The sequence below is a fragment of the Halosolutus halophilus genome (assembly GCF_022869805.1).
Classification (GTDB): domain Archaea; phylum Halobacteriota; class Halobacteria; order Halobacteriales; family Natrialbaceae; genus Halosolutus; species Halosolutus halophilus.
Genome location: NZ_CP094974.1, coordinates 701,417 through 722,101 on the forward strand (window position 1 = coordinate 701,417; position 20,685 = coordinate 722,101).

The 20,685-nt window shown below is 61.3% G+C and carries 15 protein-coding genes; 7 read left to right on the top strand and 8 right to left on the bottom strand.

Features of this window, described 5'->3' with window-relative positions:
- Positions 1 to 597: 597 nt before the first annotated feature.
- The 3 genes from MUG98_RS03500 to MUG98_RS03510 all read left to right on the top strand — a co-directional run bounded on the left by MUG98_RS03500 (position 598) and on the right by MUG98_RS03510 (position 6,383).
- Positions 598 to 1,371, top strand: coding sequence for an IclR family transcriptional regulator (locus tag MUG98_RS03500; RefSeq protein WP_265110784.1), 774 nt, complete (start codon positions 598 to 600; stop codon positions 1,369 to 1,371).
- Positions 1,372 to 2,792: 1,421 nt separating this feature from the next.
- Positions 2,793 to 3,875, top strand: coding sequence for a D-xylose 1-dehydrogenase Gfo6 (gfo6, locus tag MUG98_RS03505; RefSeq protein ID WP_265110785.1), 1,083 nt, complete (start codon positions 2,793 to 2,795; stop codon positions 3,873 to 3,875).
- Positions 3,876 to 4,046: 171 nt separating this feature from the next.
- The gene (locus MUG98_RS03510) at positions 4,047 to 6,383 is read left to right on the top strand and encodes a glycoside hydrolase family 3 N-terminal domain-containing protein (RefSeq protein ID WP_265110786.1); all 2,337 of its coding nucleotides are present in this window, start codon (positions 4,047 to 4,049) and stop codon (positions 6,381 to 6,383) included.
- 16 nt (positions 6,384 to 6,399) lie between these two features.
- On the opposite strand, the gene MUG98_RS03515 is transcribed toward MUG98_RS03510, so the two are convergent.
- Positions 6,400 to 7,860, bottom strand: coding sequence for an aldehyde dehydrogenase family protein (locus MUG98_RS03515; protein WP_265110787.1), 1,461 nt, complete (start codon positions 7,858 to 7,860; stop codon positions 6,400 to 6,402).
- 178 nt (positions 7,861 to 8,038) lie between these two features.
- Here MUG98_RS03515 and MUG98_RS03520 point away from each other — a divergent pair, with 178 nt between their 5' ends.
- On the top strand, positions 8,039 to 8,923 hold the full coding sequence (locus tag MUG98_RS03520; protein ID WP_265110788.1) for a dihydrodipicolinate synthase family protein: 885 nt from the start codon (positions 8,039 to 8,041) through the stop codon (positions 8,921 to 8,923).
- 156 nt (positions 8,924 to 9,079) lie between these two features.
- Here MUG98_RS03520 and MUG98_RS03525 read toward each other — a convergent pair whose 3' ends face one another.
- From MUG98_RS03525 to MUG98_RS03545, 5 genes are all read right to left on the bottom strand, one after another.
- Positions 9,080 to 10,348 (bottom strand): ABC transporter substrate-binding protein, encoded by a 1,269-nt coding sequence (locus tag MUG98_RS03525; protein WP_265110789.1) that lies wholly within the window; start codon positions 10,346 to 10,348, stop codon positions 9,080 to 9,082.
- 106 nt (positions 10,349 to 10,454) lie between these two features.
- Entirely contained in the window at positions 10,455 to 11,456 is a 1,002-nt protein-coding gene (locus MUG98_RS03530; RefSeq protein WP_265110790.1) for an Ldh family oxidoreductase, read from the bottom strand.
- 4 nt (positions 11,457 to 11,460) lie between these two features.
- Positions 11,461 to 12,624 carry a UxaA family hydrolase gene (locus tag MUG98_RS03535; protein WP_265110780.1) on the bottom strand — a complete coding sequence of 388 codons (1,164 nt, stop codon included), beginning with the start codon at positions 12,622 to 12,624 and terminating at the stop codon, positions 11,461 to 11,463.
- A gap of 26 nt (positions 12,625 to 12,650) precedes the next feature.
- On the bottom strand, positions 12,651 to 12,956 hold the full coding sequence (locus MUG98_RS03540) for a UxaA family hydrolase (RefSeq protein WP_265110791.1): 306 nt from the start codon (positions 12,954 to 12,956) through the stop codon (positions 12,651 to 12,653).
- A 103-nt stretch (positions 12,957 to 13,059) separates the two neighbouring features.
- Positions 13,060 to 13,290 carry a hypothetical protein gene (locus MUG98_RS03545; protein WP_265110792.1) on the bottom strand — a complete coding sequence of 77 codons (231 nt, stop codon included), beginning with the start codon at positions 13,288 to 13,290 and terminating at the stop codon, positions 13,060 to 13,062.
- A gap of 703 nt (positions 13,291 to 13,993) precedes the next feature.
- Between MUG98_RS03545 and MUG98_RS03550 the strand changes: the two genes are divergently transcribed.
- Both MUG98_RS03550 and MUG98_RS03555 read left to right on the top strand, forming a co-directional pair.
- Positions 13,994 to 14,851, top strand: coding sequence for a carbohydrate ABC transporter permease (locus MUG98_RS03550; RefSeq protein ID WP_265110793.1), 858 nt, complete (start codon positions 13,994 to 13,996; stop codon positions 14,849 to 14,851).
- Between the two features lies 1 nt (position 14,852).
- On the top strand, positions 14,853 to 15,749 hold the full coding sequence (locus tag MUG98_RS03555) for a carbohydrate ABC transporter permease (protein ID WP_265110794.1): 897 nt from the start codon (positions 14,853 to 14,855) through the stop codon (positions 15,747 to 15,749).
- 139 nt (positions 15,750 to 15,888) lie between these two features.
- Here MUG98_RS03555 and MUG98_RS03560 read toward each other — a convergent pair whose 3' ends face one another.
- Both MUG98_RS03560 and MUG98_RS03565 read right to left on the bottom strand, forming a co-directional pair.
- Positions 15,889 to 16,854: a C-terminal binding protein gene (locus MUG98_RS03560; protein WP_265110795.1), complete on the bottom strand. Its 966-nt coding sequence runs from the start codon at positions 16,852 to 16,854 to the stop codon at positions 15,889 to 15,891.
- Between the two features lie 53 nt (positions 16,855 to 16,907).
- Entirely contained in the window at positions 16,908 to 18,167 is a 1,260-nt protein-coding gene (locus tag MUG98_RS03565; RefSeq protein WP_265110796.1) for a mandelate racemase/muconate lactonizing enzyme family protein, read from the bottom strand.
- Positions 18,168 to 18,300: 133 nt separating this feature from the next.
- Between MUG98_RS03565 and yicI the strand changes: the two genes are divergently transcribed.
- Entirely contained in the window at positions 18,301 to 20,652 is a 2,352-nt protein-coding gene (gene yicI / locus MUG98_RS03570) for an alpha-xylosidase (RefSeq protein WP_265110797.1), read from the top strand.
- Positions 20,653 to 20,685: the final 33 nt, after the last annotated feature.

The following is a 20,685-nucleotide window of genomic DNA, read 5'->3' on the forward strand; positions in this document are numbered from 1 at the left end:
TTACGACGTGACCTGCGAAGCAGCAGGCTCGTTCTTCAACGGAGTCGTTTCGGGGAAGAGAGAGAGAGGGGATCGCTGGAGAGCAAACACTGCCAGAGGGGCATCGCTACTATTCGGGGGGAGAGACGATTAGGCCGGAAGAAGAAACTCACTGGCACTCTGTAGTTCAGCACCCCCTCGGGTGGTGTGATTGCGTTACTTCTTGTTCTTAAATAGAAAAACTCTTTGAAGCACTATATTCAAGAGAAGGCGCACCTCAGCAGTGAGATCTCGGATTGAATATTGGGATCGGTATGAACGTCCGTTCAAACAGCCGACACAGGAACTCGAGTTTGAGGCGTTTCGAATAATGGGATCACCACAGATCGCATCTCAATAGATTCCAATAGCTTTCGACTGATGGAAGTCCGTGAGCGGTTCCGCTGTGATTATCGGAACCCCTTCGCGCGCGAACAATTAAGATGGCTTCCCGTCCAACCAGTACCGTAACGGTGCCTATCAATGGTCCTCAGCAGTTCCATTATCTGGTGTGAGATAGCAAACCACCAGTTCCGAAATAGTGAAGTATGATCATTACGGTGATTAAGGAAACCAAGCATGGCTGAAGGAACCACCGGCCGAAGCGACCTGAAAACAGTAGAAAAAGCGTTCCAGATAGTGACTCTCATACAAGAGAATAATGGCGCTCGAATCTCCGAAATTGCAAGCGAGCTTGAGGTGCCGAAAAGCACAGTTCATCGGCATGTCTCTACGCTAAATAATCACGGCTACCTAGTCCAAGAAGGCGAGAAATACTATGTTGGATTACGGTTTCTTGACCATGGGATCCACGCTCGAAATCGTGAAAAAGCATACCCATTAGTTAGAGAGGTGGTTGATGAACTCGCAAGTGAAACCGGCGATCGGGTACAGTTCATATGTGAAGAACAGGGAAAGGGAATTCACATCTACAACAAAGTGGGCGAACACGCGATGCAAACAGATACGAGAATTGGAAAGCAGATCTACCTCCACTCGGCTGCAGCTGGAAAGGCAATCCTTGCGGAACTGCCTGATGAACAGGTATCAGAGGTTATCACCAAACGTGGCTTACCGGCTCTTACTTCTCGGACAATCACAGACGAGACGCGGCTCTTAGAGGAACTTGAAGAGGTCGAGGAACGTGGGGTTGCTTTTAACGATCAAGAACGAATCGAAGGGCTTCGGAGTGTTGGCATCCCAATTATTGGGACGAATGATCGTTTAATAGGTGCAGTGAGTATTTCTGGAACTACACACCGTATGTCCGGGGATAGATATAAAAAGGAAATTCCTGACCATCTGCTTGGAATTACCGATGAAATCCGTCTAAAATTGGAATATAGCGAGTGATATCCACACGGCCTCTTTGATAGTGGTCCAGCAATAGTCCTGTTCCATTATGCAGAAACCCTTACTATGGTGCTTACAGTTGAATACTTGGAAGCGGGAGTCAACACGTGAGAAGATTTGTGAGGTGGTATTACAACTGTACTGCTGTAATTGCTGGGCTCCCTTCTCTTACACAGAAACCCCTGACCAGTGCTACCAATTGGATACTGAAAGCGGGAGTAGGATATAATAAGTCCCGTAGAGGAATATACCATCGGCGCTGATGCAATCATGGATAGTATACATTCATACTTTTGTAAAACCCATCTACTCTTAGGAACGTACAATCAGTATCCCATTTAATCTGTCATTCTCGCGCCCCAGATTGGAGACGCATCAATTGACTCTGTGCGTGGCAAATTACGACAATCGATCGGCCGTTCGCGGGCGCCGATCGTTCGACGAAACCGTAGACAGAATCGAACGGACTCTCCGTCTCAGTGTCACAGAATGACAATTCAGGCGAGTTCCATTTAGTCTACACGACCCGACACGACCGAATGAACCGGCGAGATCTTGATAGTAATCTATTCGATACTAATGCCGAGCTATAGAATTAGAAAGATATCGTAGCTGGCCATGATTGCTCGAGTCACGCGGGAGATTGGCGCCGAAGTCCGGGGAGATCGGGCGGCACTCGAACGCCCTGATCCGGACGGGACAGTCGACGACTATTCGAACCTGAACTGGCCAGGATCGGTGAAGAAACGTCGCCTACTGTCAGGATCCGCATCAGGTGTCGATCAGAGTCGACTCGAAGAAACATAGAAGGTCGGAAAAATCGATCGGGCGATCCGGTGGCGTGTTCGAGTCTGAAATACCCTTGAAACGAGTTCCTTTCCGGCAAATCAACGATGAAAAGGCGTACTCCGCCCGAATCCAGAACGAGGGGACTGAACGCGAACGCGCTGGTTGTTCATAACGGCCGGTAATCGCCACACCTTCACGATGGAACTATCCGAAGCGATCGTGTGATACTAATCATCAATTTAGAAGTATAGAAATCGATCTGATGGTTCAGAGGAATCGATCGAGCACTCGCAGTACTTGCGGTGTCGGGACGATGGGTCTCCAACGGCGGTCGCGCCGTTGGGTGAACCGCCGATCGGCCGACAAGTCAGTCAGTTTTATCGTTTGCAGGCTGAGCCCACCGTCCTCAACGCGAACGGAGCGTACTGAAGTGAGCGAGTAAGGCGGGAATACAGCCGTACGGGATTCCGATATAGCCTTGAGCTACTCGCCGCTAATGACGGGACCGCTGCACAGGGTCCTATCCGTCCCCGAGTCGACATAGAACTCGCGTTCTCAACGACCGAGTCCGCAGGACGTGCGAAGGAGGGTGCGGTAAGTTTATTTCCCGGTAGTGTGACTGTCCCCCGGACATGGAACTCGAGTCGGTACTCGACAGTGGTTGTAGCCGTGACTGGCAAAGCGTCGCCCCCGAAGCGGTCGATCCACTTCGGTTCGCAGTGGTCGGCATTGGATGGTTCACCCGCGAGCGCGCGCTACCAGCGCTCGTCGAGAGCGAACTGTGCGAACCGACGGTGACGGTGAGTAGTACGACCGAAAAAGCCGAACGCGTCGCCGAAACGGTCGACCGGGCCGAGCGCGGCATCAGTTACGAGCAGTTCCACGACGGCGTCGCGGCCGATCGGTACGATGCGGTCTACATTTGCACACCGAACGCGCTCCACCTGCCGTACGCTCGGACCGCGGCCCAGTACGGCAAGGCCGTACTGTGCGAGAAGCCGATGGAACGCGACACCGAGCGTTCTCGCGAGTTGATCGACGTCTGCGACGAGCAGAACGTCCCGCTGATGATCGCGTATCGAATGCACACCGAACCCGCAGTTCGTCGCGCTCGCGAAATCGTCGACGCGGAATTGATCGGTGAACCCGTCGAGGTGTACGGCTCGATGAGCCAGCGGCTCCTCGATCGAATCAACCCGGATCCGGACCAGTGGCGGCTGGACGAAGAACTCGCCGGGGGCGGTGCTCTGTTCGATATCGGCCTCTACCCGCTGAACACGACACGGTTCATTCTCGGCGACGATCCAATCGCGGTCACCGGACGAACCAGAAGCACTCACGACGCGTTCGACGACGTCGACGAGACGGTCTCGTGTACGATCGAGTTCCCGGACGAGGTGTTTGCGACCTGTACGGCGAGCCACAACGCTCGCCAATCGAGCACCCTTCGAATCACCGGGACCGAAGGGCAGGTCGCGATCGAACCGGCGTTCTTCCAGGATCAACAGCGATCGCTGCACGTATCCCGGGGCGACGGTCGCCTTTCGGTAGCCCTCGAGAAAGTCGATCAGATGCTCGAGGAGTTCGATTACTTCGCCGATCGGGTCCGATCCGATGCGCCGATACTTCCGGACGGGGAACACGGGGTAGTCGATGTCGAAGCGATGCAAGCGGTCTACCGATCCGCCGAGCGACGTGAGTGGATCACCCTGTGAAACCGTCGCGCCTCGAACCAATCGGCCCGCGATCGTGTACACGGTAGGTGTTATTGCGATCAGAACGCGATCCAGATGGGAGAGTGTACTCGTCCACAAATCGGATAGCTCCCGCTCCCCCCCGGATGATCGACCAGTAATACATGTACCCCGGGGCGAATGTGGAGAAAGATGACCGATCGCTCGTCGAAACCGCGCTCCGTCGAGGACGTCGACACGCTTGTCGAACGGATGACGCTGGAAGAGAAGGTTGCACAGCTGGGGACGGTTCGAATCGGGACGGTCCTGGAGGACGGATCGTTCTCGGAACGGAACGCCCGCGAATTGCTCCCGAACGGAATCGGACGGATCACGCGAGTCGGCCGAGAGAGCCACCTCCAACCGGCGGCGCTGGCCGAGGTCGTCGCGGACGCACAGGCGTTCCTTCGAACGGAAACGCGCCTCGGAATTCCGGCGTTCGTCCGCGAGGAAAGCCTCTGTGGCTACGCCGGACGCGGCGGGAGCGTATTTCCCCAGAGTATTGGCATGGCGAGCACCTGGAATCCGGCTCGCGTCCGGGACGTCGCTGCCACGATCAGTGAGCAACTCTCGGCGATCGGAATCGACGTGACGCTGTCCCCGATGGCCGACGTCGCACGCGATCCTCGATGGGGCCGAACCGAGGAGACGTACGGTGAAGATCCGTTGCTCGTCGCGACGATGGCGTCCGCGTACGTCGACGGGCTCCAGTGCGAATCGAACGGGGATCGAGTGGACGCAACCCTGAAGCACTTCGCTGGACACGGCGCGTCTGCGGGCGGTCGAAATCGGGCCTCCGTGGATATCTCTCCACGGGCGTTTCGAGAGACGCATCTGTTCCCGTTCGAGGCGGCGATCCGCAACGCCGACGCGGCGTCCGTCATGGCCGCCTATCACGACGTCGACGGGATCCCGTGTCATGCATCCCGGCATCTTCTCACCGACCTGTTACGCGACGACTGGGGATTCGGCGGGACCGTCGTTTCCGACGGCCGCGGCATCGAGATGTTACACACCGCCCATAACGTCGTCGAAAGCAGGCAGGCTGCCGGCGTCGCCGCGATCAAAGCCGGCATCGACGTCGAACTTCCCGAGAGATGCTGTTTCGGCGAGGGGCTGCGAGACGCGGTACGAAACGGTGACCTCGACGAGGAGACAGTTGATCGGGCCGTCCGGCGCCACCTCCATCAGAAAGCGCACCTTGGGCTGTTCGCGGAAGACAGCGATCGGCGATCCGTCGGCGATGCATTCGAGGCTACCGACGCGGCAAGTGGCGACTGTCGCGTGCGCTCTCTCGCGCGAGAAGTTGCGTGCGAATCGATCGTTCTACTTCAGAATCGCAACGACCGTCTACCGCTCTCGCGAGACGTCGAATCCATCGCCGTCGTCGGCCCGAACGCTGACGAACCGCGTCACTTGCTCGGAAATTACGCCTACGGCGCCGCTGAGTTACGTGATAGCGGCGTCCGGATCGTGACGCCCCTCGAAGGTATCAGGCAGAGGGCCAGTGACGACGTCGACGTCACGCACGCGAAGGGGTGTGGAATTCGGGGACGCCGAGCGCAGAGCACGCCAGCAGACGAGGGGGAGATCGCTGACGCCGTCGACGTCACCGAAAACGCTGACGTCGTCGTCGCTTGCGTCGGCGGGACTTCGGGTATCGACGTCGAGCGAGACTCGTCCGCGACCTCCGGCGAAGGGATCGACAGGATGGAAGTAGGCCTCCCCGGTCGTCAGTCCGCGCTGCTCCGGGCGCTTCACGAAACCGAAACGCCGCTCGTTGTAGTACTTATCAACGGTCGGCCGCTCGCCGTCGAGTGGATCGCCGACACCGTGCCGACGGTGCTCGAAGCCTGGGTGCCGGGTGAGGAAGGGGGCACCGCGATCGCAGACGTGCTGTTCGGCAACTGGACTCCCGGCGGGAAACTGCCCGTGACGATCCCGCGTACCGTCGGTTCGCTACCGATTCACGCCGGTCAGAAGCCAGTTACAGGCGATCACACGTACGCGTTTGCCGAGAGCGAACCGCTCTATCCGTTCGGCCACGGCGAGAGTTACACCGAGTTCGCGTACAGTGCCCTCGAGATCGAGCCAGCCGTCGCCAACCCCTGTGAGGACGTGACAGTATGCGTCGACGTCGCGAACGTCGGCTCTCGACGGGGCGCCGAAGTCGTCCAGGTGTACGCCACCGATTCCGTCGCGAGTCGCGTCCGACCCGCGTCACAGCTCGTCGGCTTCGCCCGGACGACGATCGAGCCGAGAAAAGAGCGAACCGTCTCGGTGACCGTCCCGACCCAGCAGCTGGCGTTCTACGATCGCAAGGGCGAGCCAGTGCTCGAGCCGGGGACGTTTGAGGTGGCGGTCGGGTCGTCTGCCGCCGACATCCGGGCAACAGGATCGTTCGAGGTACGTGGTGAACGAACGACGGTAGAGACCCGGGCACGCCTCGGAAGCAGCGAAGTGGGAGAACAAAAACCGCGATCAGGGTGACCGGGCGGACGAACGGTTAGGCGTTTTTGCCGCCGTGGAATCCGACCAGTTTCTGTCGCGTAAAGTGTTCGACCGCATACTTGATCCCCTCCTTGCCCACGCCGCTGTCCTTGAACCCGCCGTAGGGCATGTGATCGGCGCGGAATCCGCTCACGGTGTTGACGTTCACACCTCCCGCGTCGATCTCATTTGCGGCGCGTTTCGCTCGATCCATGTCCTGCGTGAACAGACCGGCCTCGAGCCCGTACTCGGTGTTGTTCGCTTCCTCGATCGCCTCGTCGAAATCGGAAACGCTGATGACGGGAACGAGCGGCCCGAATACCTCCTCGTTAGCGGCGGGCATGTCGGGCGTGACGCCCGAGAGCACCGTCGGTTCGAACGTCCGACCATCGTACTTGCCGCCACACTCGACTGTCGCACCGGCTTCGACGGTTTCCTCGTATATCCGCTGGACCTTCTCTGCAGCCCCGTCGTCGATGAGCGCTGCGATGTCGGTCTCCTCGTCGAACGGATCCCCGAGGGTGAGCGACTCGGCGTGGTCGACGATCGCGTCGACCAGTTCGTCCTCGATCGACTCGTGGACGAGCACCCGCTCGACGCTGTTACAAACCTGACCGGCGTTCGAACAGGCGCCGCCGACAAGCTGTTCGGCTGCGGCGTCGACGTTAGCGTCGTCCCAGACGATCGTCGGATCGTTCCCCCCGAGTTCGAGCGTGATGTCTTTCATCCCGCTGTTGTTGGCGATGTACTTGCCGACACCCGTGCTGCCGGTAAACGAGATCGCCTCGACCGCGTCGCTCTCGAGGAAAACGTCGCCGACGGTGCTCCCGCTTCCCGTGACCACGTTGACCAGTCCGTCCGGCGCGTCGAGTTCCCGGGCAGCCCGATCGAGATACCCGAAGAGTTTGATCGAGACGAGCGGCGTGTTCGTGGCCGGCTTGCCCACGACGGCGTTGCCCGCTGCGAGCGCCGGGCCGACCTTGTGAACCATCAGGTTGAGCGGGAAGTTGAACGGCGTAATCGCGGCAACGACGCCGATCGGTTCCCGCTGGGTAAACGCGTGCGTTCGATCGAACCCGCGCTGGGCATCCATCGGGACGTACTCGCCGAACAGTCGTTTCGCCTCCTCGCCGGACAGCCGTAACGTCTGGACGGCTCGATCGACCTCGCCGCGGGCCTCGGTGATCGGCTTGCCCTGTTCGGCGGTCATCAGCTGTGCGACTTCCTCGGCTTCGGACTCGAGTAGTTCGGCGGTCCGGTATAGCAGTTCGTACCGTTCGTAGGCCGACAGCTCTGACTGTTCGACGGCGCGGGCAGCGGCTTCGACGGCGCGGCGAACCTGGCTTTCGGACGCGACGGGGACCGAACCGACGACGTCGCCGTTGTAGGGATGGATTACATCGGCTCGGTCGTCCGCATCGATCCACTCGCCGTCGACGAGCATCTCCTCATGATGGAGTTCGATCTCGACGCTCATGATCTCATTTGCAGTATATTTCAGCGGTCGTGATAAACGTTCGTATTGAGTTGTGATGGCACACGATCGCGTCCGGTCGACGAACCGAGTCGCTGCCCCTCCGCGTGTGCGAAGTTCCGCAGACGAGAACTTTGCAGTTTCCCAAACGTTTTTATCTTCGATATGCAACCAACTACCCATGCGACTTGAGGGGACAGTCTGTCCTATGCCGACCCCGACCAGCGGACGGAGTATCGATATCGAGACACTCGCAGAGTATACGGACTACCTCGTCAACAACGGCGTTCACGGTCTCTTTCCCTGTGGATCGATCGGGGAGTTCTCCAGCCTCACCCGGGTACAGCGCCGACACGTTCTGGAAGCTGTCGCCGATCGGTCGGGCGACGTACCGGTACTCGCCGGCTGCGGGAACACGAACACTGCGGATGTGGCGAATCACATCGAAGACGCCGCCAACGCGGGGGCCGACACAGCCGTCGTCGTCACACCGTACTACCTGAGTACGACCCAACAGGGTCTCCAGCGGTTTTTCGACGCGGTGGCCGACGACAGTCCGCTGCCGATCGTGCTCTACAACATTCCGGCTCTGACCGGTGAAGGGCTCCCTCTCGAACTGGTAAAGCAGTTCGCAGATCACCCGAACGTCGTCGGACTCAAGGACACGTCGGGAGACCTGACGTTCCTCTACGACGTCGTCGAGGCGACGCCGTCGTCGTTCACTGTCTTCCAGGGCGCTACGGAACTCTCCGTGGCATCGCTCGACGCCGGGGCCGACGGGATGATCGCCGGCCCCGCGAACGTGTTTCCGGGAGCTGTCGCCCGACTGTACGAGAGCTATCGGAACGGAAACCGTGAACGAACCAACCAGTTGATGAACGAGGTCGTCAATCCCGTTGTCAGCGCGACCAGCGAACCGCCCACTGCCGCGGCGATCAAGCACCTCGTTACTCGTCAGGGCTACGACGTCGGCGAACCCCTGCCACCGCTGCCGCGCCTCTCCGACAATCAGCGTGAGATGCTCGATCGGTGTTTCGAGTCGGTGCAGACGAGCCTCTCCGTCTGATCACGGTCGGCGACAGAGAATCGAGCAGAAACCGAATCGCAAATCCCTCGGACTCGCACCCGCTTCGTTCCGTTCGTTTCACACGCGATAGACGCCAGGCTGGTCGAGAGACGCCGATCGGACAGGCGGCGAAGACACCGCGCTGAGCGGGAAGCGTTAGCCCCCGTTGATTTCCTCGTCGATCTCCGCCTGTGCGTCGTCGAGCGCTTCCTGCGGGGTCTTGCTTTCGACCAGCGCGTTGTTGGCCTGCGTGAACACGATCTCGGAGAACGTCGGATAGTTCTCGAGCGGTGGCCGTGCGCGGGTCCGATTGAGGATATCCTCGAACAACGCCAACTCCTCGAACTCGTCGCGGATCTCGTCGTTCTCGTACACCTCTTGTCGGACCGGCAGTCGGCTGTGTTCGCGCGCGAGGTGTTCCTGAATCTCGAGCGAGGCCATGAAGTTGGCGAACTGCTGTGCGAGTTCCTGATTTTCGGAGTACGCGTTGATGAACAGGTTCCACCCGCCGAGACAGGAGTTCGCCGCGTCGGGGTGGTCCTCGTGCGTCGGCAACGGTGCGACCGAGAAGTCCCCCTGCACGTCCGATCCGTCCTCGTTCATCAGCGACACCGCGTAGGGCCAGTTACGCATGAACAGCGTATTCCCTTGCTGGAACGTTTCCCGGTTCTCGTCGGTCGCGCTCGAGGGGATATGTTCCGGCGTCACTTCGTACTCGTGGATCAGGTCGACAGCGTGTTGAAGGGCTTCGACACCCTCGTCGCTGTTGACGGTGACCTCGTTGCCGTCGTAGACCTCGCCGTTCATGCCCCAGACCCAGTTGAGCCACATGATCGTGAGACCCTCGTTGGTCCCACCCTGCCAGATGTATCCGTTCTCGATCTCGTCGTCCTGATCGAGAATGTCCTGGGCCATATCCACGAGTTCTGAGAACGTCTCCGGCGGATCGTCGTATCCGTACTCCTCGAGTTTGTCGTGGCGGTAGTACAGCGCGTTCGCGTCCGTGTGGAGCGGCATTCCGTACATCGTGCCGTCAATGGTCACCGCGTCGACGGGCGTCTCGAGCATGTTGTCGGTGTGCCCCTCCGGATCGCCCATCTCTGTGGCCCAGCCGAGACCTGCGAATTCCCCCGGCCAGATGATATCCATGTTCCCGATGTCGAAGTCGCCGCTCTCCGCGACGAACTGGTTGACGTAGTACTCTCGGGTCGACGTGGCTTCACCCGGCGACGACTGCGTCGACACGTCCTCGTCGAACTCCTCTTCGAACATCGGCACGACGTCCTCGGCGTCGGCACCGAAGTAGCTCGGATGGACGTAATTCAACCCGCCGTCGCCGTCGCCGTCGCTGCCACCGAGACATCCTGCCAGGCTGGCGAGGCCAGCCATCGCTGCACCCTTGACAAAGGTTCGTCTGTGTTGCATTGGCACACGTGACCTATTTGGAGAACACTATAATAATCTTTCCTATTAACCTGTACTCGAAAGCGAGGGGGAGCGGATCCCGCGTCGATCGAACTAGGAGCGCTGCTCAGTCGGCGTTTGCGAGTTCGAGTACGCGGGTCCAGCACTCTTCGGCGACGTCGATCGTGTCGTCGGCCTCCCTTGTGAGCGACGTCTCGCCGGGCAACCGGATCTCGTCCGCGTTCGCCTCCGTCTCGATCCGCTTCAACGATCGAAGAAACGCGTTCGTCTCTTCGCTGAACGACCCGCCGGCCGTCGCTTCGGGATCGATCGCAACGAAGAGATCGCCCTTGGTGCAGGGGTCGGACGTGTGGTAGGTTCCCGTCACGTCCGTCCCGGTTGCGGCGCCGACGAGCGCGCCGGCCAAGATTTCGACGGCGATCGCGAGGCCGGAACCTTTCGGCCCGCCGAACGGGAGGATCGTTCCTTCGAGCGCGGCCTCGGGATCGGTCGTGGGCTCGCCGTTCGCGTCGAGCGCGACACCGTCGGGAATCGATTCGCCGCGCTCTGCCGCCCGATCGATCGAACCGCGGGCGATGGCCGAGGTACTCATGTCGAGATTGAACGGTGGGTCGGACGGCAGTCCGATCGCGATAGGGTTCGTACCCAACACCGGTTCCGCGCCGCCGTAGGGCGGCATCGCGGGTTCGGTGTTGGTCAACGCAACGGCGACGTACCCCTGCTTTCGCAGCCGGTCCGTGTAGTACCCGAGCATCCCAAGATGTGTGGCGTTGCGAACACCGACCAGTCCGATCCCGTGTTCGTCGGCACGAGTCGCCGCCTCTTCGAGTGCGTAGTCGGCAACGGCTGGACCGAGCCGCGCACCACCGTCGATTGTGGCCGCTGCACCGGCGTCGTGGACGACGTCGACGGTTCCCGCGGGATCAACGTTACCGTGTTCGACCCCCCGGAGATACCGCGGAAGCCGGATCAGGCCGTGTGAAGACTTGCCGCGTGCCTCCGCCGTGACGAGCATCTCGGCGGTCGCCTCCGCATCGGGACGAGAGATTCCGTGGGCGACGAACGCCTCGACCGCGATCGATCGAGCGCGCTCTCTGTCGACATTCATACTGTTACGTCGATGGGCCGATCCGGTGGATCGCAAACTGGCTCTCGCCGAGCACTTCGCTGAGTGTTTGCTTGCCGTTGACGACCTCCATGATCTCGTCCCAGAGTTCGTCGGTGGCCCAGTCGATCGTCTGGTCGCCGACCAGTGCCTCACTGACGTCGACGTCGGTTTCTTCGGGAACGCGTTCGGCGCTGCCGGGGTTCCCGGTGATCTTGATCGTCGGCATGATCGCGTTCGAGAGGGTGTGGCCCTGGCCCGTAGAGATGATCATGAAGTGTGCGCCGCCGGCACCGATCCCGGTGACTGATTCTGCGCCGTGGCCGGGCGAGTCCATGATGTACATGCCACTCTCCTCGGGAATTTGCTCGGCGTAGTCGACCAGGTCCTGGATGGGGCCGTCGCCGGATTTGACCAGCGCGCCGAGGGCTTTCTCCTCGATGGTCGTCAGCCCACCGTCCATGTTGTCCGGCGTCGGCTGGGCGCCCCGGACGTCGTAGCCGGTCTCTTGCAGTCGCTGGTCCCAGTTATCGACGTAGTCCAGAATCTTCTGGGCGACGTCGTCGTTGACCGCGCGTTCGGCCAGCCCTTCCTCACCGCCGAAGAACTCCGGCGTTTCCGCGAAGACGGCGCGGCCGCCTTCGTCGATGAGCCGCCAGGCGGCCCCTGCAGTGGCCTTGTGCTGGCAGAGGCCGCTGGTGGTGTCCGAGGTCGCACAATTGATCCCGAAGGTGAGATTCGAGATGTCATGGGGCTGGCGCTGCTGGGCGCTGGCGTCCTGGACCATCTCGCGGGTGGCGTTGACGGTGGCTTTGAGGCCGTTCATCACGCCCTTCTCGTCGTGGATGTTGATGCTCGCACTCGGGCGGCCGGTCTCCGCGATGTCGTCGGCCAGTTCGTCGCCGTCAACGATCTCGCCGGCGTGGGCGACCACGACCGCCCCGTAGGTGTTCGGGTGGGTGGCATAGCCGAGCAGCGTCCGGTAGGTCTGGAAGACGTCGGGTTTCGTCTGACACCGCCCCAGCGGATGGGTGATCGGGATCGCGTCGTCGACGATCTCCGCCGCTCGCTTTACCGTGTCGTTGGCGTACGGGGCCGTCGCGATGATCGGGACGAAGTTTCGAATGCCAATACTGCCGTCAGATCGTTCGTATCCGAGAAAGTCTGTCATGAGGTTTTGGAACGTGTGTTGCGACGTTATGCGGTCTCTTCTGCCAGGTCGCCGCGACCGTAGTTGCTCTCGACGTTATGCGCGTGGACCCACTCGCCCGCCTCGATATCCCGAGAGGCGTAGCCGATACTGAGTCCGTACTTGTACACCGTCTCGCCCTCAGGGATGTCCTCGAGGGCGATCTTATGGCCAAACGTGACGTCCTCAGTCACCTCGACCCTGACTTCGTCGTCGCCGACGCCGACCGTCACCGTTTCCCCGTCCTCGAGTTCACGAATGGCGGTCGCGACGTTGTCATCTGATTCTACCGCTACGATGTGGGAGTCACCCATACGACAACGCAACTGACTCTCTGTTGAAATAGCTTACCATACCGGCGGTATCGGACCCCGTTTTAGCGTGCCAATGTCGTCGGTGACCGACCTGGCGCCACGCTTAGCCGAGGACAGCCAGTAAAACCAGCAGCGAGACCGTGCCGACCGTGAGGTGGGCGATCAACACCACGGGTATCGGCTGCATCCCGGTACGTCGGATCTTCGCCGCTTCGAGGTCCGTGCTGAAACCGGCGAACGCGAGCGTTTCGACGTAGACGATCGTGAATGCGCCACACAGAGCACGACGACGCCGTGTTCGATGTATCTGATCGAGGGCGAGCGACGCGCCCACGGGAACGAGCCCCCGTCCCGAGCCAGATTTTGTTGGGTCGAACGCCAGCGTTGGCCCACTCCGGGATTTCGATCGTGTTCGTGACGACGACCCCGACGACGATCGCAACGAGCAACGCGTCGATACCCGGGAGCAGCGACCCGAGCACCGAGGCGACGACCGCACCGGTCACCAGGACGGCCACACCCGGGGCGTGGTCGACGATCGAGCGCCGGAATGAGAGTGCATCTCCCACCGATTATCCCGGTACAGGGACGTTGAGACCGACCAGGAGTCCGACGATGTCGATCCTACAGACGTCGCCTTTCCAGTCCACATCGAGAGCCAGCCACCATCGGACGAGGGTTGTTCGGAGTCGGTACCAGGCGTAAACCCGGTCGTTGTGTCTCCCGTTGTCGCTTCGGGTGGAATCTTTACCGACCACTAATTAAAAATCGCCGACTGGTCGACGCTGATCCGTTCGTCCGTCCGTGATGTCGGAGCTAGCTATGGCTCCGCGTAGCCGGCAACCTTGTCGCCGCAAACGGGGGTCTCGAAACGGCGTCTTCGCTAGACCGTAATTTTATATACATGGTATGGTATTTCATGTCCATAGATGGCTACTGAAACACCAGATGCGTCTGGCGAAGCTTCCCGTCAGGCGGATACTGGCTTACGAGAGCGGTACAGACGATACAAACAGCTTCGCTTCACCGACAACGAGATGGCGGCACTACTGCTCGCCCCGGTACTGACTTACCTCTTCGTCATCTCGTACTATCCGATCGCCGACACCGTCTGGACGAGTTTGCACTCGGGCAGCGTGATGCCAACCCGGGAACAGCAGTTCGTCGGCCTCGAACACTATCGATCGGTGCTCTCGAGTCCCTCGTTCTGGAACTCGTTCTGGGTCACGCTGATCTACACCTTCGTGAGCGTCCCGATCGAGATGGTGCTCGGGCTCGGCGTCGCGCTGCTCATCAACCGGGACTTCTGGGGCCGGTACGTCGCGCTAGTCGCGATCCTGTTCCCCTGGGCACTGCCGACGATCATCAACGCACAGATCTGGTCCTGGCTGTTCCACGGCGAATACGGCGTCATCAACGATCTCCTCATTCGCGTCGGGATCCTCGAGTCGGCGTATCCGTTCCTCTCCGATCCCGACATCGCACTCGCGTCGATGTTGTTCGTAACGATCTGGAAGACGACCTCGTTCGTCGCGTTAATCCTGCTCGCGGGACTCGCGAGCATTCCCGACAACCTCTACGAGGCCGCGCGTATCGACGGCGCATCAAAAGTCAAGCAGTTCTGGTACGTGACCCTCCCCCTGTTGAAACCGGTCATCCTGGTCGCCTTGATCTTCCGGACACTGCCGGCGTTCCAGGCGTTCGGACTCCCTTACGGGCTGACCGGTGGCGGCCCCGGCGAATCGACGACGACGCTGGTGCTGTGGGCCCACAGCCAAACGTTCACTCGATTCGAGTTCGGGGAAGGAGCCGCCGCCGCAACGATCATCACGCTCGTCGCGATGGTGATCTGCCTGATCTACGTCATGACCCTGTACGAACCGGAGGTACGCTAACATGAGTTCCAAAACCCACGATCCGACGAGTTCCGTCGCCGACGACCAGTCCGTGTTCGATCGGTTCGACCCACACCGAGTCGGCGAACAGTTGGGCTTCTACGGCTCGGTCGTCCTGCTGTGTCTGGTCTCGTTCTTCCCGATCATCTGGATCTTCCTGACGTCGATCAAACCGTCGACGGAAATCATCCAGTTTCCCGTGCAGTATCTGCCATCCGAGGTCACTCTGGATAACTACGTCATGGCTCTTCAGCAGGCCCCGTTCCTCCGCTACCTCATCAACAGCTTCATCGTGGCCTCAGGAACCGCAATCCTCTGCGTCGTTCTCGGATCGATGGCCGGATACGCACTCTCTCGCCTCGATTTCCGCTTCAAACTCCACGTGCTGATGATCGTCCTCGTCTCGGCCATGCTGCCGTTTTTCGGTCGACTGATTCCGCTGTTCGATCTGGCGCGATCGACCGGCTTCCTCAACAGCTACCTCGGACTCATCATCCCCTACTCGGCGTTCCAGTTGCCGTTCGCGATCTGGATCTTTCAGGCGTACTTCAAGGAACTCCCCGATTCACTCGAAGAGGCGGGCCTGATCGACGGCCTTTCACACATCGGCGTGCTGTTCAGGATCATCCTCCCGGTCTCCGCGCCGGCGATGGCGACGACGGCGATCATCGTCTTCATTTACGCGTGGAACGAGTTCCTGTTCGCCCTGACATTCATGACCGAAGATTCGATGCGAACGATCACGGTCGGAATCGCGCTCTACCAAGGCGAGTACACTTACCCGTGGGCGACAATCTCCGCGGCGGTGTTCATGTCGATCGTGCCGCTGCTCCTGCTGATGCTGTTCTTCCAGCGCAAGATCGTGGAAGGGCTGACCGCCGGCGTCGGCAAAGCCTGAGAACGACCCGTTTTCTGGCCGAACCGACGGCGTTTCCCATTTCTTGCGCGAGTTTCCCTTCGAGACGTCTCGTCCTGTCAGGACACGATCTGCTTCGGTAGAGAAGGACGGTCGGAGACCGCAGAATTCGAGCGCCGATCTACACGTCGTTGACCAGGTTCGCGGGCCGGTCGCCGAGCAGCGCCGCACGGACGTTTTCCGCGGCTTTCCGGCGCCGCTCCGCGTTCGCCTCCTCGGAGTACCAGGCGACGTGTGGCGTCGCGACGACGCGATCGTGGGTCCGCAACGGATCGTCCGCCACCGGCGGTTCGTCCGGGAAGACGTCGAGGCCAGCACCCGCGATCTCGCCCGCGTCGAGGGCGGCGAGGAGCGCGTCGGCGTCGACGATCGGTCCGCGCGCAACGTTCACCAGCACCGCCGACTCCCGCATTCGCGCGAACGCGTCGGCGTCGAACAGGTCGCGCGTCTCCGGCGTCAGCGGCGAGTGGATCGTCACGGCGTCGGCCCGCTTGAGCAGTGTCTCGAACGCGACGAGTTCGGCCCCGTGGTCGGCGGCCGTCTCTTCGTCGATGAACGGATCGCTCGTGACGAGATCGAACCCGAGGGCGGCGGCGCGGTCGGCGACCGCCCGCCCGATCGCTCCGAAGCCGACGATTCCGAGCGTCTGCGTCGAGAGCCGGCGGATCGGCGTCGCGACGTCGCGCTCCCACTCGCCCGCGGTGACCGACTCCGTGTACCGGGTGACGCCCCGGTACAGCGAGAGCAACAGCGAGAGCGCGTGGGTCGCCACCTCCTCCTGGCAGTAATCAGGGACGTTAGTCACGTAGAGGCCGCGCTCGGTCGCCGCCTCGAGGTCGACGTTGTCGACGCCGATCCCGTACCGTGCGACGATCCGGCAATCGTCCATCCGCTCGATGAGCGTACGATCGATGTCGTAGCGGAGGTTCAATACGGCGTCGGCGTCGATCAGGTACTCGTCGACGTTCGCGTCGACGTCGACGTCGCCCCCGGCGTCGCGTACGTCGGCGACGTCGTCTAAGACCTCCCGTTCGATGTCGAGGGTGTCGAAATCGTGGTCGCTCACCACGACGGTGTGTGTAGGCATACACCACCACGTGGAGCGAAACGATCAAAAAAGGTACCGATCGGCCCGGCCGGTCAGACGATCAGTTCGGAGCCATCGGTGAGGTACTCCGCGGCCAGTTCGCGGTCGATCTCGACGCCGAGGCCGGGTCCTTCTGGGACCTCGATGTACCCGTCTTCGAGGATCGGGCCTCGCTCGCCGGTGCGCACGGCGAACTCGTTCCACCACGGCACGTCCCTGGAGTGCCACTCCATACAGAGGAAGTTCGGAATCGCCGCCGAGAGGTGCGCGCCGGCGACGGTGCCGATCGGACTCGAGATGTTGTGCGAGGCGATCGGGATGCCGTAAAGGTCGCAGATCGTCGCGATCTTTTTCATCTCTCCGAGACCGCCGCACTTGTTGACGTCCGGAGCGGCGATGTCCATCGCCCCCTCGCGGGCATATTTGTTGAACTGGGCGGGCGTGACGAGGTTCTCGCCGGTGAGTACGGGGAGATCGAGGGCTTCGGTCACGCGGCGCTGGACGTCGAGTTTCTCCGGCGGCACCGGGTCCTCGAGCCACGCGAGATCGAACCGCTCGAGTTTCTTCCCTAGGCGGATGGCGGTCTCTTTCGTGAAGTTCCAGTGGAGGTCCATCCCGAGGTCGATATCGTAGCCGATCTCGTCACGGACGGCCTCGACGAGTTGCACCTTGTGTTCGAGCGCCGCGTTGTCCATCCGGCGGTTGGCTTCGTCGTACTCGGCGTGGGTCGGTACGTCGAGGTCGAACTTGAGCGCCTCGAACCCCTCGTCGACTACCTCGCGGGCCGCGCGGGCGTACGATTCGGGCGTATAGACCTCCCTAGGGTCGTGCGCCTCGGCTTCGCCCAGCGACTCGCCGCCGTGGGTGTCGCAGTAGATCTTGATCTCGTCGCGGTACTTCCCGCCGAGGAGTTCGTAGACGGGAACGTCGAATACCTTCCCTTTGATGTCGTAACAGGCGGTCTCGATCGCCGTGAACGCCGCCTGGCCGATCCGGCCACAGCCCGTATAGCGCTGGTTGAGCAACTCGACGATCCGATCGGTGTCGAGCGGGTTCTCGCCGACCAGGTCGACGTCCATCCGACCGGCCATGTCGAGGGCGGCCTCTGCTCGGAACGTTTCGCCGAGCCCGTAGTGTTCGGTGTTCGTTTCCACCTTGACGATCCCCCAGGTGAAGTTGCCCGCGATCGCCATGGTCTTGATGTCGGTAATTTCGACGTCCCGCTCGGGTGGTCGGTGGGTCTCCTCGAGGCCCATATCCCGCCACGGCACGCCGCCGCCCTGCGGAATCCGGTAATCTGGCTCGTCTTCCATAAGTACACTCGCCAAGAGAGAGAATAGCATTATAATGATTGTGGTTAGGGTGAGACAGTGGGTCCGACCGCGACACGGGTGGCGACGACTCGTGAATAGTTTTAATAGGGTGTCCGCGTCTCTCTGAGAACGAATGGTCAACACTACCGTCAGTTCGGTCCGGGAGTACGAGCGGACCGGCAACACGATCGAATTGCTCTGCGACGTCGATCGGACCCTCGAGCAGCCCCGCAGCGACGATCGGCCGGTTCCGGTCACGATCCGGTTTCTGAACGCCTCGACGTTCCGGTTCGAGTTGCGGGCGAACCCCGAAGCGGGTACCGATCGCAACCCCTATCCCGAGTTCGACGAGGACGCGATCCGCGAGGACGTCGTCTTAGACCTCGACGAGCGCGACGGCGTGCTCGCGGTCGACACCGGCGACCTCTGCCTCGAGATCGGCCTCGAGACGTGGTCGTTCCGCGTCGAGGACGCTGACGGCGCGGTCCGCTTCGAGGAACAGCGGAAGGACCTCGACGTCCGGGGAAACGACCGCGTCGAACCGCTCGGCTTCCGCGAGGAGGAGATCAACCACGGCCCTCACCGGGTGACGGAGACGGGCACCGCGTTCGCGCTGGCTCCCGGCGAGCGCATCTACGGGCTGGGCGAGAAGTTCACGCCCTTCGATCGGCGGGGCCAGGAGATCGAGTCTTGGCACGTCGAACCGCTGGGCACCGAGAGCGAGCGCGCATACAAGAACATCCCGTTTCACGTCTCGTCGCGGGGATACGGGCTGCTCGTCGATACGACCCACCGGGTGCGCTACGACCTCGGGAACGAGTCGACCGCCAGCGCGACGGTCGCCGTCGAGGACGACACCTTCGCGTTCGTCTTCTTCGCCGGGTCGTCCATCAAGGAGATCCACAGCGCGTACACGGCGCTGACGGGTCGACCCGATCGTCCACCGAAGTGGAGTTTCGGCGTCTGGATGTCGCGACTCGGCTACGAGTCGCGCGAACAACTCGAGGCGATCACCGCGCGCCTACGCGAGGAAGAAATCCCGGCGGACGTCGTCCACTTGGATCCGTTCTGGATGCGCGAAAACAAGTCGACTGATCTGGTCTGGGACACAGAGCAGTTCCCCGACCCTGAAGGGATGATCGAGGAGCTCCACGAGAACGGCTTCCGGCTCTCGCTGTGGGAACACCCCCACGTCCCTGTCAGCACCGAGGCGTTCGAGACCGGCCGCGAAGAGGGCTATTTTGTCGAGGACGGTACCGGCAAGCCGTACGTGATGGAGCGGACCTGTCAGGGCGACTACCGCGGCGCAATCGTCGACTTCACGAACCCCGACGCGGTCGCGTGGTGGACCGATAAACACCGCGACCTGCTCGAGATGGGCGTGGACACGTTCAAGACCGATTACGGGGAGTACATTCCCGAGGACGCGGTCTTCGACAACGGCCTCTCCGGCAAAGCGATGCACAACCTCTACCCGTACCTCTACAACGAGGCCGTCTACGAGACCGTCGGGGAGGTCAACGGCGACGACCAGGCGCTCGTCTGGGGCCGGGCCGGTTGGACCGGAAGCCAGCGGTTCCCCGTCCACTGGGGCGGTGATCCGCAGACATCGTTCAACGGGATGGCCGCCGCGTTGCGCGGCGGGCTGAGCGCGTCGCTGTCCGGCATCGGCTACTGGAGTCACGACATCGGCGGCTTCCGCGGCGAACCCGACGACGAGGTGTACGTTCGGTGGGCGCAGTTCGGGTTGCTCTCGAGTCACTCCCGGTGTCACGGGACGACCCCGCGCGAGCCTTGGGCGTTCGGCGAGCGAGCGGTCGAGATCTTCCGGGAGTTCGCCCGACTCCGCTACCGGCTCCTGCCGTACATCTACAGCGAGGCCGAAGTGACCAGCAGGACGGGGTACCCGATCGTTCGACCGCTGCTCTTCGAGTTCGAAGACGATCCGCGAACGCACGAGATCGCAGACCAGTACCTGCTCGGCGAGTCGCTGCTCGTTGCACCCGTGTTCGACGAGACCGATTCGCGATCGGTCTACCTGCCGGAGGGCGAGTGGATCGAGTGGTGGTCCGGCGAGCGTTATGCGGGTGAACAGACCCTCGACGTCGACGTGCCGCTCGATCGGATCCCGCTGTACGTCCGCGCCGGTTGCGTGCTTCCGACGCGCGAGCCAGCACAGACGGTTCAAGAGGGGCCGCCGGAACGACTGACGCTTCAGGCCACACTCGCCGATGGCGGCGCATCCGGACGCTACTACGACGAAGCGCGCGACGAACTGGCCGAAATCGAGGTCGGTGTCGACGGAACCACGCTCATCGTCGACGTCGGTCAGATGACGCCGGTTCGCGAATTCGTCGTCGAGGGAGTCGACGGGCGTGTAGAGGGCGTCAGCGTCAACGGGACCCCCCTCTCGTCCGTCGAAACTGCACCGAGTCCGGGAGAGTGGGTCGACGAAGGTGAGAACGTTCGATTCGTGGTCGAGTAGCTGACCAAGTCTCCTCACCACGGGATTTATTAG